Here is a 16,256-nt window from a genome sequence, read left to right as displayed (position 1 = left end):
CGTGCTAATATAACCAATTCATAAGCGTTTGCAGGTAGTTTAAATATGATATTTGGGAGTTTTTATTAACAATCTTTAATATCTTTTTCGTTAATAAGTAAATGCTAATTTACTTTGAATTATAATGCTTTTTTAGTCTATTCGTTTAAAGGTTATAAAAAGGTATAGTTTTTGACTTACTAATAATATGTTTTTATTACTTTTAATGCAGAAAGGATTTTACTATGGATGATAATTTTTCCCCAAGAGTTAAGGATGTAATTGCTTACAGTAAAGAAGAAGCTCTAAGATTGGGCCACGACTTTATTGGGACAGAACATTTAATGCTCGGTTTACTAAGAGATGGTGATGGCAAAGCTATTGATATTTTGAGTGCTTTAGATGTAGATCTTAATCATCTAAGGCGCAAAGTTGAGATTTTAAGTCCTGCAAACCCAAATATTATTACTAGTTCTAATGAAAAAAAGAACTTGCACTTAACAAGACAAGCTGAGCGCGCTTTAAAAACAACGTTTTTAGAAGCAAAACTATTTCAAAGCACCTCTATAAATACTGCACATTTGTTATTGTGCATTTTAAGAAATGAAAACGATCCTACAACTAAGCTTTTAAATAAGTTAAAAGTGGGCTATGATAACGTAAAAGAAGAATTTAAATCTATGATTACTAGCGAAGATGATTACCTAGATACTCCTAAAGCAGAGTCGTTCTCTGATGATGATGATACAAATGAAGAGGATAACGATGCAAAACAAAGTCCATTTGGTGGCAAACAGTCTGGTAAAACCAATAAAAAATCTAAGACACCTGTTTTAGATAATTTTGGTAGAGACTTAACTGTTCTTGCTGAAGAAGGGAAATTAGATCCAGTTGTTGGGAGAGAAAAAGAAATACAACGTGTTTCTCAAATTTTAAGTCGAAGAAAGAAAAACAATCCTCTATTAATAGGAGAACCAGGTGTGGGTAAATCTGCAATTGCAGAAGGCCTCGCCTTACGTATTATAAAACGTAAAGTTTCACGCACATTATTTAATAAGCGTGTTGTAACCTTAGACTTAGCGAGCTTGGTCGCTGGCACCAAATATAGAGGCCAGTTTGAAGAGCGAATGAAAGCTGTTATGAATGAGCTAGAAAAGAATGATGATATTATTCTTTTTATTGATGAGATTCACACCATAGTTGGAGCAGGTGGAGCTACAGGAAGTTTAGACGCTTCAAACATGTTTAAACCAGCGTTAGCAAGAGGTGAAATACAATGTATTGGAGCAACTACTTTAGATGAGTACAGACAATATATCGAAAAAGATGGGGCTTTAGAACGTCGTTTTCAGAAGGTGATAGTTGAACCAACTACTGTTGAAGAAACGATTGAAATTCTTAATAATATTAAAGGTAAATACGAAGAACATCATAATGTAAATTATACTGATGAAGCGATTGAGGCTTGTGTTAAGTTAACAAACCGCTATATGACAGAACGTTTTCTTCCAGACAAAGCCATTGATGCTTTGGATGAAGCAGGATCTCGCGTGCATATTACAAATATCGATGTACCTAAGCAAATACTAGAATTAGAACAAAAGCTTGAAGAGGTTAAAGAAACTAAGAATAGTGTTGTTAAAAAGCAGAAATATGAAGAGGCTGCAAGGCTTCGTGATGACGAAAAACGTATTGAGAAAGAGCTAGCTACAGCTCAAGAAAAGTGGGAAGAGGACACCAAACAACATAGAGAATTAGTAACAGAAGATAACGTTGCAGACGTCGTTTCAATGATGACAGGAATTCCTGTAAATAAAATAGCACAAAAAGAAATTACCAAGCTGTCTCAATTACCAGATCTTATAAAAGGTAAAGTGATTGGACAAGATGAAGCTGTAACTAAAGTCGTAAGGGCTATACAAAGAAACAGAGCTGGTCTAAAAGATCCTAATAAGCCGATTGGCTCATTTATATTTTTAGGTCAAACAGGTGTTGGTAAAACGCAGTTAGCTAAAGTTTTAGCACGTGAGCTATTTGAAAGTGATGATTCTTTGGTTAGAATAGACATGAGTGAATACATGGAGAAATTTGCAATCTCTCGCCTTATTGGTGCACCTCCAGGATATGTTGGCTACGAAGAAGGTGGTCAGTTGACTGAGAAAATTAGACGCAAGCCTTACGCTGTTGTACTTTTAGATGAAATTGAAAAAGCGCATCCAGACGTGTTTAATATGCTATTACAAGTATTAGACGACGGCTACCTAACAGATAGCTTAGGTCGTAAAATTGATTTTAGAAATACAATAATTATTATGACGTCTAATATAGGTGCTCGTAAACTTAAAGATTTTGGTGCTGGTGTTGGCTTTGGTACTTCTGCAAGAGAAGCACAAGAAACAGATTATGCTAAAGCTGTAATCGAAAATGCACTTAAAAAAGCTTTTGCCCCTGAGTTTTTAAATAGAATAGATGATGTTATTGTATTTAATGCTTTAGAGAAAGAAGACATTCATAAAATCATTGATATAGAATTAGCAAAACTATTCACAAGAATAAAAGATTTAGGTTACGAATTAAAGCTTACTGATAAAGCTAAGGACTATATAGCAGAAAAAGGTTTTGATAAGCAATATGGAGCTAGACCTTTAAATAGAGCTATTCAGAAGTATGTAGAAGACGTATTAGCAGAACAAATAATTAATGCTAAAATCCACGAAGGTGATGTAATTACAATGGATTTAGACACTAAAGCTGATGAATTAAAAATTAAGATAAAATCACCAGGTAAAACTACCAAATCTTAACTTGTTTTAAATAATTTATACAAACTCCTCTATTTTAGGGGAGTTTTTTTGTACCTTAACTGTTCTATAACAGCTATTTAACTATGAAAGAATCCCTTCAGTTTGATTTTTGTGATATGACGATTTATGATAATTATCTGGTCGTTGTCATAAAAGAAGGAGTAAATATCACACCAAATCACAATAATGTGCTTTTGGAAGTTGCTGATAAATATTTCTCGGAAAAACCATTTGTTTATATAACTCATAGAATAAATTCATATTCTGTAGATCCTAAAATATATTATGAAACGTCTCAAATAGAAACCTTAAAGGGTTTTGCTGTAGTATCCAGCAATTATAAAGCTAAGATTAATGCTCAGATTGAAAAAATGTTTTTTAATAAGCCTTTTGAAATATTTACAGATTTAGACAATGCTATTTCTTGGGCTGATACTATTTTAAAAATTGATTCTTAATCTATTTTAAATCATAATGATTTAGAAATAACTCTTCAATTTCAATATCTACATCTTTTAAAAACTGAATAGACGCTTCTATATCGTAATGTAATACTCTATCTATTTTAACAAAAGGTACAACACTTCGGTATTGCTGTAAAAAAGATTCTAAAAAAGGAGATGTTTTTAGAGGTCTTCTAAACTCTAATGCCTGTGATGCATTCATCAATTCAATAGCAACAACACGTTCTACATTTCTAATTAATGTATAAGCTTGTGTTGCAGCATTTGCTCCCATACTTACGTGATCTTCTTGTCCGTTACTAGAAACAATGCTATCTATACTCGCTGGTGATGCTAATTGTTTATTAGCACTTACTATGCTAGCTGCTGTATATTGAGGTATCATAAAACCCGAATTTAATCCAGGATTATCCACCAAAAATGCAGGTAAACCTCTTAAACCAGAAACCAATTGAAAAACGCGTCGTTCAGAAATATTTCCAATCTCTGCCATGGCTATCTTTAAATAATCTAAAGCTAAAGCCAAAGGTTGCCCATGAAAATTTCCGCCAGAAATAATTAAATCTTCTTCATGAAAAATATTAGGATTATCAGTAACCGAATTAATCTCAGTTAAAATGACCTTCTCCACAAAATCTAAAGTATCTTTTGTTGCACCATGAACTTGCGGAATACAACGAAAAGAATATGGGTCTTGTACATGTTCTTTTTCGCGTTTAATAAGTTCACTTCCTTTTAAAAACTCATTAAAACGTCTCGCTACTTTTCTTTGACCTGGATGAGGTCTTACCTGATGAACTAAATCATGAAAAGGATCTAATCTTCCATCAAAAGCATCTAAAGATATACTTGCTATTATATCTGCTAAATATGATGTTTTATGAGACATTAATAACAAATAAACGCCATAAGCACTCATAAACTGAGTACCGTTTAATAAGGCTAAACCTTCTTTAGCTTCAAGTTTTATTGGAACCCAATTAAACTCCTTTAATATATCTGCTGAGTTATATTCTTTCTCATTATGTACTACTTCTCCTTTTCCTAAAAGTGGTAAAGCTAAATGTGCCAAAGGCGCTAAATCGCCAGATGCACCTAAAGAGCCTTGAGTATAAACAAATGGGAAAATATCATTATTAAAAAAGTCTATAAGTCTATTAATTGTATCTAACTGCACACCACTGTGTCCATAACTTAGAGACTGAATTTTCAAAAGCAACATTACTTTTACTACAGACTCTGGCACACGTTCACCAGTGCCACAAGCATGAGACATTACTAAGTTTTCTTGCAATTGGGATAAATCATTATCTGATATTTTGACATTATATAATGATCCAAAACCTGTATTAATACCATACATTGGCTTTTTGTTATCCGCTAATTTAGTGTCTAAATATGTTTTACAAGCAATCACTTTCTGCTTAGACTTATCAGAGAGTTTTAATTTTTTGTTGTCTTCAAAAATATTGTAAATCGTTACAATGTCTAAAGCTTCTGAAGATATGATATGATATGATGACATGCCTTATAGTTTATATTCTTTCAAAAATGAGAATATTTTTGGGTTTTACGGCAAAATATTCATAAATCATTTAAATGCAATCAAAATAAACTGTAATCATCCGAAGGCTTTCTGCTTTAATAAACATCGCCATAATTAAAATGTTTATTTTTGATTTTTGAAAAATTAAAATATATGAAAAGATTAATAACACTTAGCATCGTAATCACCCTTATCGCATGTAAAGAGAAAGCACCCAAAGATTATGTTACACTTTCTGGAAAAATTGAAAACCCCCATGAAAATAAAACTCTAAGAGTTTTTAAAGGAAAAGTCTTTGAAAAAATAATTACGCTTGGTGATGACGGCATTTTTAAAGATACTTTAAAAGTTGATGAAGGTGATTATAGCCTTCAACATGGTGATAAATATGGTATTATGTATTTAAAAAATAACAACGAATCTACTTTAAATACTAATTACGGAGATTTTGATAAAGCTATGGTTTTTGGTGGTGATGCATCAGATATGAATAACTTTTCTGTTCAATCTTATTTAATTTCTAGAAATTATTTTACAGATGAACTGATATCTAACGGAACTCAAAAAGATTTAGACAGCGCTATTGAAAATTACAGATCTGCGTACGAAGGACTAAAAACAAAATATACAGAAGTAGATTCCGCTCAAGTCGTGGCTATGGATAATAATATTGTTGGCACAATACAACAAATGCGTAAATTTTTATCTCCTAAAATTGCTATGCGCACCTTATTTGCTAAAGGTCAAACATCACCTACTTTTAGGGAATATGAAAATTTTTCGGGAGGTAATATGTCTCTTGAAGATTTAAGAGGAAAATATATTTATATAGATGTTTGGGCAACATGGTGTGGTCCGTGTATTAGAGAAATTCCATCTCTTCAAAAATTAGAGAAACAATTTGAAGGTAAAAATATAACTTTTGTTAGTATTTCTGTAGATGAAGGAAGAGGTTATAAAGGAAATTCTGCTGAAGCCTACAAAGGATGGAAAAAAATGATTGCAGATAAAAACTTAGGTGGTATTCAACTAATAGCTGATAACGGTTTTAGATCTCAATTTATACAAGATTATAAAATTAATAGCATACCAAGATTTTTACTCATAGATCCCGATGGGAATATTGTTAATGCAGATGCACCAAGACCATCAAGCTCTCAATTAGTAGCTTTATTTAATGATTTAAATATCTAACATAAATCTTTAGTAATAAAAAAAGCCTTCAATAATTGAAGGCTTTTTTTATTACTACCGTTGTTCTTCCTCAAGCTCTTGCTGATGCTCTTCAACTTCTATCTCTTTTTCTGGCTGCTTAAATAAATCTAGATAAGCATGTCCAATAGTCGCTATAATATGACTAGCTATCAAACTCTGATAACCGTAATCTTCTAAAGCAATATCTGCTGCTTTGCCATGTAAATAAGTACCCAGTAACGTTGCAGCTAATGGTTCATAAGTTTGCGCAATTAGACCAGATATAATTCCTGTTAAAACATCACCACAACCAGCTGTTGCCATACCAGGATTTCCTGTGGTATTTATATATAGCTTTTCATTATATACCGTTATAGAGTTGGCTCCTTTTATTAATACAATAACATCGTGCTTTTTTGAAAATGCTTTAACCTTCTTTAATTTATCAAAATCATCTGACCACTTCCCTACTAATCGTTCTAATTCTCCAAGATGTGGTGTTAAAACAGTTTGCTTTGGTAATCGTTTTAATAATGATTTCTTTTTAGATAAAAGGTTTAATGCATCAGCATCTATGACTAAAGGTCTTTTATTATTATTTAAAAAATCTTCAAATGTTTTAGCTGTTTTTTCATCAGTACCAAGACCTACACCAACACCAATAACTGTTGGATCAATATCAAAATTAATATTAGAAATAGTCGTTTCATTTTCATCACTAATCACCATTATTTCTGGTAATGCTGCTTGCATACTGTGGTAACCACATTTAGGAATGTAAGCTGTGACTAAACCTGCACCAGAACTTAATGCTGAACTACTCGCTAAATTTACAGCTCCTATTTTACTATAGCTTCCACCTAAAATTAAAACATGACCAAAATCACCTTTATGGGCAAATTTATCTCTTGGTTTATACAATGGTAACGCTTCTAATTTTGAAATTAATTCAACTTCTGTTTCAGTCTGCATTAAATAATCGCGATCTATACCAATATCTAAAACTTCCCACTGAATGCTATATTTTGCAGTTTCTGGTAAGAAAAACACCAACTTAGGAGATTGAAAACTCAACGTATAATTTGCGTGCACAATAGAATCTTCATCTTCTACATGTTTATCTGTGTGTAAACCTGAAGGAATATCTATGGCTAGCGTAAATGCTTTAGAAGCTCTGAATCTTGTAAATAACTCTTTTATCCAATCATTTGGTGGTCTGTTTAGACCAATACCAAAAACAGCATCTACAATAATATCTTTTTCTTCAATTATAATTTCAGAAAAATCATTTTTGCAACTCAACATCTTTGGCCACTCTTTTGTCACATTTTTAATACGATCGTAATTAATTAAGAAGTCTTTAGAGCGCTTATCACTGCAGTTTATAATATAAGTCACTACATTATAACCATGTGTAATTAAATGACGTGCTAAAACCAAACCGTCTCCTCCATTATTACCTATACCACAAAAAACATGAATAGGCACTTGCGCACCTTGCATACGCGTATGAATCCAATTAAAAATTTGAGTTCCTGCACGCTCCATTAAATCAGTTGACGCTATTTTTTGACGCTCAGTCGTTAATTTATCTCCTTCGTAAATTTGTTCTTTCGAAAATACTTTCATGTAATGATTCTTGTTGTATATATTGTAGCACCGTAAAAATAATACTTTTATAAAGTTACGACTAAAAATAAATTACCTTTAAAATGTTTTTACACTATAAATCTAGAGAATAGCTACATTTATACTTTCTAATTTTTTATTATGAAATTTATAGCTGTTAATATACTTATTGCCTGCTCTTTCTTAATTAGTTCTGCGCAACAGCTAATACTAGAGACTAATCTCGACGCTACTGTTAATGAAACCTCAGGGTTATTATTTATAAACAACACGCTAATAACACATAATGATTCTGGCACAACTAATCAATTATTTGATGTTAGCATCACTACTGGTAATGTAACTAGAACCGTTACAATAACGAATGCTACAAATATAGACTGGGAAGATCTCACACAAGATGGCACTTACATATACATTGGTGATTTTGGCAATTTTGAAGGAGATAGAACAGACCTAAAAATATATCGTATTTTAATTTCTGACTATTTCAATAGTACATCTATTACTGCAGAAGTTATTAATTACACTTATAATGATCAAACAGATTTTTCAACAAATCCATTTGTAACAAATTTTGATGCTGAAGCTTTATTATATTTTAATAATCAGCTTTATATATTTAGTAAGAATTGGATAGATGGAAGAACTAACATCTATGAACTATCTAAAGAACCTGGAACACAAACAGCGACGTTAATTGATAATTTTGATAGTCAAGGGCTAATTACAAGTGGATCTTACAATACTATTGCTAATGAAATTCTACTTTGTGGCTATGATTTAAACGGAGCTTTTATCGTTCAGTTAGATACATTTAGTAGTGGTCTATTTTCTAATGGAACTATTACGAAAACAGCGGTAACTGTTCCTGCCAATAGTTCTTCACAGATAGAAGCTGTAATACCAATTAATGCTACGGAATATTATATTTCTGGCGAAGAAAATGGTTCTGACACACAAGCCTTATACAGCTTTAATGTTTCTACATTAAATATTCAGCAAGAGGATGAGGCTTCATTTTCTTTTTATCCAAACCCGGCAAATAACACTATCATCTTAAGTCATACTAATTGTAAAACAGAGTTTTATACAATTACCGGACAATTGGTAAAAACATCAACAGACAAACATATTGATATTTCTGATCTGAATTCTGGAATTCATTTGATTAAGATTCAAGGAAAAAGTACTAGTGAATTTATAACCAAGCGATTGATTATAAATCATTAATTGGGGTTATGAAACAAGTTTATAATTTAGTTATAAGAACTATTCCATTATCCTAACTAACAATTCTTTTAACAAGTCACGTTCTGGCATTGCCTTAGAGCCAACACCTTTACTTTTAACATCAAACTCGCGAAGTAAACCAATAACTTGGCTCACTTTTTTCATAGGGTAATTTCTAGCAGCAGTAATATATTCATTTACAAAATATGGACTTACTCTTATAGCAGACGCAACAGATCTTGGTGACTTATCATTCATACCATGAATATGTAATATCTGTGAGAAAAAATTAAAAAGTAATGCAACCGTTACCACCATAGGATTGTCCTTTGGGTTATCTGCAAAATACTTTGCTATTTGAAAAACCTTAACAATATTTTTTTCACCAACAGCTTTTCGTAATTCGAAATTATTAAAATCTTTACTAATACCTATATTTTCCTCAATATGCTCTGGTGTAATGAGTGTACCTTTGGGTAAAACTATTTTCAATTTATTAAGTTCGTTATTTACTTTACCTAAATCTGTTCCTAAAAATTCCACAAGCATTTGTGCAGCCTTTGGCGAGATATCATAATCTTGCCCCTTTAATACGCGTCTAATCCAATCTGGAACTTGGTTCTCGTAAAGTTTTTTACTTTCAAAAACGAGACCTCCATTTTTAGTTATGGCCTTATATAACGCTTTACGCTTATCTAATTTTTTGTATTTATAATTTAAGACTAAGACAGTTGATGGCTGCGGATTTTCAGCATATTGCACCAACTTTTCTATAGTTCTGCTTAAGTCTTGGGCTTCTTTTACAATAATAACTTGACGTTCTGCCATCATTGGGTAACGCTTGGCATTACCTACAATATCATCAATAGTTACATCTCTTCCATAAAGCACCATTTGGTTGAAACCTTTCTCTGCTTCATCCAAAACATTTGCTTCAATAAAGTCTGAAATCTTATCAATATAATAAGCCTCCTCACCCATTAAAAAATAGATAGGTTTAAGATCACCTTTTTTTATCGCTGTAACTAATTGTTTTACGTCGTCCACTATATGCTCTGTTTGTGAGTTCGAGTTTTAAATTATATTAAAGTATCTAGAGATTCTCGATAAAATTTTACACGAAAATCACTCAAAGTGACATTATAATTATAATTTTGTGTAGTGCAAAAACTCAACTTTCCTAAGTTTGAATACCGTTTCAAAAGTACAGAAAATAAAGTTTCTATTTTTGATGTCATTCGGAAAAAATTCATCATTCTTCAGCCCGAAGAATGGGTACGACAGCATTGTGTTCATTATTTAATAAATGAAAAGAAGTATCCTAAATCATTAATAAATGTTGAAAAGGAATTAACTATTAATGGACTTAAGAAACGTTATGACATCGTCATTTTTAATTCTGATGGAAGTATTCATCTCATAGTAGAGTGTAAATCACATAAAATAAAAATAGATCAAACTACTTTTGATCAAATCGCACGTTACAATTTAGTCTTAAATGCATCTTACTTAATGGTAACTAACGGTTTAAATCACTATTATTGTGAAATGGACTTAGACGAAGAACGGTATGCGTTTTTAGAAAACATTCCTCATTACAAGAGTAAATAAATGCTAGAAATAAAGGACATAGCTATTGTTATATTAAACTGGAATGGTAAAGCACTCTTAGAACAGTTTTTACCTTCAGTTATACAACATTCGCAAAATGCTAAAATCTATGTTGCTGATAATGCATCAACCGATGATTCTGTTGCTTTTGTTTCTGAACATTTTCCAATAGTAAAAATAATTCAGAATTCAGAAAATGGAGGCTATGCTAAAGGTTATAATGATGCTTTAAAACAGATTGAAGAACCACTACTCTGCTTATTGAATAGTGATATTGAAGTTACCGAAAATTGGCTTCAATCAATATTAGATGAATTTAACGAAGACGTAAACACAGCAATTATTCAACCTAAAATATTAGACTTTAAAAACAAGTCTTACTTTGAATATGCTGGTGCAGCAGGTGGTTTTATAGATAAATATGGCTATCCATATTGTCGTGGTCGTATTTTTGAAACTATTGAAAAAGACGAAGGGCAATACAACGATACAAAAGATATTTTTTGGGCTTCTGGTGCTTGCTTATTTATTAGAAACGACGTTTTTAAAACCTTAAATGGTTTTGATGAATCTTACTTTGCGCACATGGAAGAAATTGATTTGTGTTGGCGTGCTTTTAATACAAATTATAAAACAAAGTATATCGGAACTTCTACAGTATACCATGTAGGTGGTGCAACTTTAAGCAACTCGAATCCTAAAAAAACATATCTAAATTTTAGAAATAGTCTATTCACTTTAGTAAAAAACACTGATAAACAGGTCTTTATAAGGACTATTATAAGAATGAGTTTAGATGGTATTACTGCGCTACGATTTTTACTACAACTAAAACCTAACTATTTTCTTGCCATATTTAAAGCACACATCTCTTTTTACGCTAATTTAAGGCGTGTATTACAGCACCGTAAACAACTCAGTAAACGTTCTAATTATCAAGAGTCTAACTCAATAGTATGGTCTTATTTTATTAAAAAGCAAACTAAATTTTAATTGTTTATAAAAGTGTTAAAATTTTTGTTAATCACTGTTATACCCTCTAAACTTTTGTATAATTTTGATTTGTTATAATTAACAATGTAAAATCAGATTTCAATTATGAAAAAATTAATGTTATTAAGTGTTTGCTCAATGCTGTTGTTCGCCTCGTGCGTATCGAAGAAGGACTATTTAGCACTTGAAGCAAAACAAGAATCTACTGAAGATTTATTAAATACAGCCACTGTAAAGTTAAACAAGTGTCTTTCTGATGCAGCTGCTTCTAACGCTAGAGTAGAAACAATGAGAGATCAGTTATCGGATATGCGAAGAAGCAATGAAGCCTTGATAAAAAACTCTCAAGATATGACAGAGCTTACCAGTCAAGGTGCAAAAAACATAGAGGCTTCTTTAGAGAGTCTGAAAGAGAGTAACCTAAAAATAACGCGCTTACAAGACGCATTAACACGTAAAGACAGTGTGACATTAGCAATTGTTACAAGTCTTAAGAAAGAAGTTGGTATTAACGATCCAGATATTGAAGTAAACGTTGAGAAAGGTGTTGTATTCATATCTATCGCTGATAAACTATTATTTAAAAGTGGAAGTTATAATGTAACGGACAGAGCTAATGAAGTATTAGCTAAAGTCGCTAAAGTTATTAATGGCAAGCCAAATTTTGAAGCTATGGTAGAGTCTCATACAGATAATGTATCTTACAGTAAGCCTCCATTAATAGACAACTGGGATTTAAGTGTAAAACGTGCAACTTCTATTGTAAGAGTTTTAGAAAGCCTAGGTGTAAATCCTCAAAAATTAATTGCCGCTGGTCGTAGTTCTTATGTACCATTAGTAGAAAACGATACTGCTGAAAACAAATCAAAAAATAGACGTACACGTATTGTTGTCTTACCTAAAATTGATGAGTTTTATGAAATGATTGAAGAAGAAATGAAAAATTTATCTGAAGGGAATTAATTCTTTTAGATTTTAAAATATTAAAACCCAATGCAACTGCATTGGGTTTTTTGTTTATATCTAATCTTTAATAATAGCAATCAACTCTGGTAATAATGCAATTGCTGTTAATACAACTGCATTACTTTTGGGCTTGGTTTTAGTGTTGGTATCTGCTATTTCCGTTTTTGCGAACCTAGGTTTACGATTAGGCATACGTATCATTACGACAGAATTTTCAGAATCTTCTACAAAATTCTCATTTGTAAACTGATAAGCAAGCTCTATACCGTCTTCTTCAAATGTTTTAACGCTAGATTTCGGATGCTCTATAACATAAAGTAATTTTTTTATATCTGTTGCTTCTGCTTTATTAAGTGCAATACCGTTAAAATTTGAATAGGTAACAATACTTATTATATCGTCTGATGTAACTCGTTTAGTTAGTAGTTTGAAAGCTTGTTTAAGTATTACACTATCTTCAGTATTAAAATTATCAGCATAGGTTTCTATAAGAAATATGATGTTTTTTGTTTTAGTAGAATCAGTTTTAGTATTGTAATGTTCTACAATAAATGTTATGAGATTATCTATAGTAACAGATTCAGTTTCTATGTTTTTTTCTTGCGCGTTACTTGCTACTGATAGCATCAATACAAGTACAATTATGACTAGTGTTTTCATGGTATGGTGTTTTTAGTTATTATAAAACTAATAAGCTTACCAAGAATATAAAACTGATAATGAGTGAAGTATAACTTTGAGCGAGTAAACTACCCCAATACCTTTTTTAAGCTTTTACTACGTTGAATTTTACCTGAATCTGTTTCAACAAAAGCATCTAAACAATAAATAGCTTTTGGAATTTCAAACTTATGAAGTGTTTTAAGTTTATGAATTTTAGCAGTTATAGTGTCTATAGTATCGGAAGGGTTCTCAACTATAAGTACCAATTTTTCGCCAAGTATTTTGTCTTTAATTCTTACTACTATAAAACGGTCCTTAAATATAGGCTGTAACTTCTGCTCTATTTGTTCAGGGAAAAGTTTTACTCCTCCAGAGTTAATGACGTTGTCGTAACGTCCTAACCATTCGAAACTGTGAGTAGAAATTAAATTAATAATATCGTTAGTTACTAAAGCTTCATTTATAATTTTTGGAGCATTAATAACCAAACATTGTCGTTCATCTTGTGAGAAGTTAACCTTAGGCATTGCGTTAAAATATACATCTGCTTTTCCATACAGAGATTTGAGTTGTCGTACAGCAACATGTGTTACTGTTTCTGTCATTCCATAAGTTTCATAGAACTTAGACGAACTCATTTTTAATTCTTCTTGTAATGATTGTGATACTTTAGAGCCTCCAATAATAAGTGTTTCAATATTTTGAATTGCATCAAGGCTATTACTTAACTGTAAAGGCACCATAGCACAAAACTGATACTGTTTCTCTTGATTTATGAAAGGCCTAGCACTAGGCTTTACAAAGTCTAATTCTAAACCTAAAATCATAGCGCGAACCAACATCATTTTACCTGCAATATATTCGCTAGGTAAACAATGTAGTGCTGAATCGGTTGGTTTTAAATTGAAAAAATCACCTGTTGCTATAGCAGAATTCACCATGGCTTGCTTTTTTAATTCTACAGACTTTGGTTTGCCTGTAGAACCCGATGTGTTAACTGAAACAAAATCTTTATCATCTAACCAATCTATTAGAAAGTTACCTATAACAGATTCATAAGGCTGACCTTCTTTTATAAAACTATAAGCTACTTCCTCTAAATATTTACGATTAAAATGAGTTCCATTTAACTTAAAGCTATTGTGTATATGGTTATATGAAGGTGTCACTTATTCTATAATTTTATAATCTTCTTTTGGCGGTGCTGTTACTTTTCCTAATAATTTCTCTCTCCAATTGTTCCAACCATATATTTTTGAAAGTATTAAAAGTATAATGGGAAATATTACAAACACAGGCACCACAATATCTACTAAAGCAGCAGCGGAAGGATCTGATGTGTCTTTTAATATTGAATAGGTTTGAAAAGCGGTCCAATCTGCAGTTACCAAAAGTGCTGTAAATAAATTGTTTGCCGCATGAAAGCCTAAGGCTAATTCTAAACCGTCATCCATTAGTGTCATTATACCTAGAAAGAAACCTGTGCCTATATAATAAATCATAATAACGTAACCCAATTTATCTACCTCTGGATTGGCAATATGGAGCATTCCGAAGATGACAGATGTTACAATAAGTGGTACCCAACGATTTTTTGCCACAATACCAATTCCTTGCATCAAATACCCTCTAAATAAATATTCTTCGCAACTAGTTTGTAATGGCACTAGGGCTAAGGCTATTACTGCTAGGATAAGAAAATTAGTGAGATCAAAATTCCAAACATAATCTTCGGGTGACATGTAATAATCTAGTAAAACTAAACCCGAAGACAATATGCCCCAACCAAAAAATATAAGCCAAAAACGTTGCCAATCTATTTTCTCTCTGGCAGTAGTTAAATTCTTTATAGATAATTTATGCAAAAACTTACTCACTAAGAATATACCTAATAGGCCTACTGCAAATGACAAAAGCATTAAAAACAGATTTAAGTTAGGCTCTAAAAGAGACATAATGGTGCTCTCATCTAATCCAAGCATATTCATCCCTTGGTTTTTAGCTTCTAGCAAAGCTACCACCGTAAATGGTATTTGACCTGCAAATACAAAGAGTATAATGATAACAGTACCTGCTAAATATCTCCATCCTTCATGCAGACCTTTGTATGCTTGTTGTATATAATTCATAGTTATAAATTAAAATTCCAGTTTTGGTTTATATCGTAGTGTAAAGTACCATTTTTTACAATTAATGGCGAATCAAAATTATTAGTAAAAAGGCTCCCAGTACCTAGGCCTTGTGGCATTTTATTATTTAAAGTATAGGTCCATTGTGCTATAGCACTAAGACCTACATTACTTTCTAATGCGCTAGTAATCCACCATTTGACACTTAGCGCTTCAGCCAAATCAATCCACTCCTTACTGCCTTTAAAACCACCTACAAGACTAGGTTTTAATATAATATATTGTGGGTTTATGGTTTTAAGGATATGTGCTTTCTCTTTTAAATAGAATACACCAATTAATTCTTCATCTAGTGCAATTGGTAAAGGAGTAGCTTCACAAAGCTGAGCCATAATCTCAAATTGCTTAGGTTTTATAGGTTGCTCTATAGAATGTAATTGGTACTCTGAAAGTTGTTTTAATTTTTCTAAAGCAGTGTCTGGTGTAAAAGCCCCATTGGCATCAACGCGCAATTCAATATCTGATATTGAAAATTCTTTCCGGATTGATTTTAGAATATTCAGTTCTGTTTGAAAATCAATAGCGCCGATTTTTAGTTTAATACAATCAAAACCTGCTTTTATCTTTTCTTTAATTTGCTTTCGCATAAAAGCTTCACTTCCCATCCAAACCAAACCATTAATAGAAATAGGATTATACTCTTGGGTAAAAGCTGAAGGAAATAACACAAACTCGTCTTTACTTTCTAAAGACTTAAAAGCAGTTTCTATTCCAAATTGAATACTAGGGAATTCAATTAAATATTCTAATAATTTATCTAAACCTAGACTAATATTCGCACAAGTCCACTTCAATTTATCTTCGTAACTAGGTATATCATCAATAGATAAACCTCTTAAAATACCACACTCACCAAGACCTCTTTTCCCCTCTTTTTCTATAATGATAAACCAAGTCTCTTTCATAGACATGACTCCTCTAGAAGTACCACTAGGCTGTTTAAAATTGAGAATATATTTTTGATAATTTGCTTTCATAATCAGTA

At 31.7% G+C, this 16,256-nt stretch carries 14 protein-coding genes; 7 read left to right on the top strand and 7 right to left on the bottom strand.

The window, feature by feature from the left end:
* Positions 1–224: 224 nt before the first annotated feature.
* Together B2U95_RS11775 and B2U95_RS11770 are read left to right on the top strand one after the other, a co-directional pair.
* Positions 225–2,783, top strand: a complete 2,559-nt coding sequence (locus tag B2U95_RS11775; RefSeq protein WP_296316711.1) for an ATP-dependent Clp protease ATP-binding subunit — start codon at positions 225–227, stop codon at positions 2,781–2,783.
* 83 nt (positions 2,784–2,866) lie between these two features.
* Entirely contained in the window at positions 2,867–3,241 is a 375-nt protein-coding gene (locus B2U95_RS11770) for a hypothetical protein (protein WP_296316709.1), read from the top strand.
* Position 3,242: 1 nt separating this feature from the next.
* Here B2U95_RS11770 and hutH read toward each other — a convergent pair whose 3' ends face one another.
* On the bottom strand, positions 3,243–4,772 hold the full coding sequence (hutH, locus tag B2U95_RS11765) for a histidine ammonia-lyase (RefSeq protein ID WP_296316706.1): 1,530 nt from the start codon (positions 4,770–4,772) through the stop codon (positions 3,243–3,245).
* A gap of 174 nt (positions 4,773–4,946) precedes the next feature.
* Here hutH and B2U95_RS11760 point away from each other — a divergent pair, with 174 nt between their 5' ends.
* Positions 4,947–5,987, top strand: a complete 1,041-nt coding sequence (locus B2U95_RS11760) for a TlpA family protein disulfide reductase (protein ID WP_296316704.1) — start codon at positions 4,947–4,949, stop codon at positions 5,985–5,987.
* A 54-nt stretch (positions 5,988–6,041) separates the two neighbouring features.
* Here B2U95_RS11760 and B2U95_RS11755 read toward each other — a convergent pair whose 3' ends face one another.
* Positions 6,042–7,616: an NAD(P)H-hydrate dehydratase gene (locus B2U95_RS11755; protein WP_296316702.1), complete on the bottom strand. Its 1,575-nt coding sequence runs from the start codon at positions 7,614–7,616 to the stop codon at positions 6,042–6,044.
* Between the two features lie 141 nt (positions 7,617–7,757).
* Between B2U95_RS11755 and B2U95_RS11750 the strand changes: the two genes are divergently transcribed.
* The gene (locus B2U95_RS11750) at positions 7,758–8,849 is read left to right on the top strand and encodes a T9SS type A sorting domain-containing protein (protein WP_296316700.1); all 1,092 of its coding nucleotides are present in this window, start codon (positions 7,758–7,760) and stop codon (positions 8,847–8,849) included.
* Positions 8,850–8,888: 39 nt separating this feature from the next.
* On the opposite strand, the gene holA is transcribed toward B2U95_RS11750, so the two are convergent.
* Positions 8,889–9,896, bottom strand: a complete 1,008-nt coding sequence (gene holA, locus B2U95_RS11745; protein ID WP_296316698.1) for a DNA polymerase III subunit delta — start codon at positions 9,894–9,896, stop codon at positions 8,889–8,891.
* A 114-nt stretch (positions 9,897–10,010) separates the two neighbouring features.
* Here holA and B2U95_RS11740 point away from each other — a divergent pair, with 114 nt between their 5' ends.
* From B2U95_RS11740 to B2U95_RS11730, 3 genes are all read left to right on the top strand, one after another.
* Positions 10,011–10,460, top strand: coding sequence for a type I restriction enzyme HsdR N-terminal domain-containing protein (locus B2U95_RS11740; protein ID WP_296316697.1), 450 nt, complete (start codon positions 10,011–10,013; stop codon positions 10,458–10,460).
* Positions 10,461–11,453, top strand: coding sequence for a glycosyltransferase family 2 protein (locus B2U95_RS11735; RefSeq protein WP_296316694.1), 993 nt, complete (start codon positions 10,461–10,463; stop codon positions 11,451–11,453).
* Positions 11,454–11,558: 105 nt separating this feature from the next.
* Positions 11,559–12,416, top strand: a complete 858-nt coding sequence (locus B2U95_RS11730) for an OmpA/MotB family protein (RefSeq protein ID WP_296316692.1) — start codon at positions 11,559–11,561, stop codon at positions 12,414–12,416.
* Between the two features lie 60 nt (positions 12,417–12,476).
* Here B2U95_RS11730 and B2U95_RS11725 read toward each other — a convergent pair whose 3' ends face one another.
* The 4 genes from B2U95_RS11725 to B2U95_RS11710 all read right to left on the bottom strand — a co-directional run bounded on the left by B2U95_RS11725 (position 12,477) and on the right by B2U95_RS11710 (position 16,248).
* Positions 12,477–13,079, bottom strand: coding sequence for a hypothetical protein (locus B2U95_RS11725; RefSeq protein ID WP_296316691.1), 603 nt, complete (start codon positions 13,077–13,079; stop codon positions 12,477–12,479).
* 89 nt (positions 13,080–13,168) lie between these two features.
* Positions 13,169–14,251: an AMP-binding protein gene (locus tag B2U95_RS11720; protein ID WP_296316689.1), complete on the bottom strand. Its 1,083-nt coding sequence runs from the start codon at positions 14,249–14,251 to the stop codon at positions 13,169–13,171.
* A complete protein-coding gene (locus tag B2U95_RS11715; protein WP_296316686.1) occupies positions 14,252–15,211 on the bottom strand; it encodes a CPBP family intramembrane glutamic endopeptidase in 960 nt (319 codons plus the stop codon).
* A gap of 2 nt (positions 15,212–15,213) precedes the next feature.
* A complete protein-coding gene (locus B2U95_RS11710; RefSeq protein ID WP_296316685.1) occupies positions 15,214–16,248 on the bottom strand; it encodes an o-succinylbenzoate synthase in 1,035 nt (344 codons plus the stop codon).
* Positions 16,249–16,256 lie beyond the last annotated feature (8 nt).

This window comes from Winogradskyella sp. UBA3174, from assembly GCF_002364335.1.
Taxonomy (GTDB): Bacteria; Bacteroidota; Bacteroidia; order Flavobacteriales; family Flavobacteriaceae; genus Winogradskyella.
Note: the sequence above shows the minus strand (reverse complement) of the source record. Positions and strands in the feature narration are given on the sequence as shown.

Excerpts from the sequence above, each read along its gene's own strand:
- B2U95_RS11750 (WP_296316700.1), top strand. The coding sequence starts at position 7,758 with ATGAAATTTATAGCTGTTAATATACTTATTGCCTGCTCTTTCTTAATT.
- B2U95_RS11725 (WP_296316691.1), bottom strand. The coding sequence starts at position 13,079 with ATGAAAACACTAGTCATAATTGTACTTGTATTGATGCTATCAGTAGCA.
- hutH (WP_296316706.1), bottom strand. The coding sequence starts at position 4,772 with ATGTCATCATATCATATCATATCTTCAGAAGCTTTAGACATTGTAACG.
- B2U95_RS11730 (WP_296316692.1), top strand. The coding sequence starts at position 11,559 with ATGAAAAAATTAATGTTATTAAGTGTTTGCTCAATGCTGTTGTTCGCC.
- B2U95_RS11710 (WP_296316685.1), bottom strand. The coding sequence starts at position 16,248 with ATGAAAGCAAATTATCAAAAATATATTCTCAATTTTAAACAGCCTAGT.
- B2U95_RS11755 (WP_296316702.1), bottom strand. The coding sequence starts at position 7,616 with ATGAAAGTATTTTCGAAAGAACAAATTTACGAAGGAGATAAATTAACG.
- B2U95_RS11715 (WP_296316686.1), bottom strand. The coding sequence starts at position 15,211 with ATGAATTATATACAACAAGCATACAAAGGTCTGCATGAAGGATGGAGA.
- B2U95_RS11775 (WP_296316711.1), top strand. The coding sequence starts at position 225 with ATGGATGATAATTTTTCCCCAAGAGTTAAGGATGTAATTGCTTACAGT.
- B2U95_RS11735 (WP_296316694.1), top strand. The coding sequence starts at position 10,461 with ATGCTAGAAATAAAGGACATAGCTATTGTTATATTAAACTGGAATGGT.
- B2U95_RS11770 (WP_296316709.1), top strand. The coding sequence starts at position 2,867 with ATGAAAGAATCCCTTCAGTTTGATTTTTGTGATATGACGATTTATGAT.
- B2U95_RS11760 (WP_296316704.1), top strand. The coding sequence starts at position 4,947 with ATGAAAAGATTAATAACACTTAGCATCGTAATCACCCTTATCGCATGT.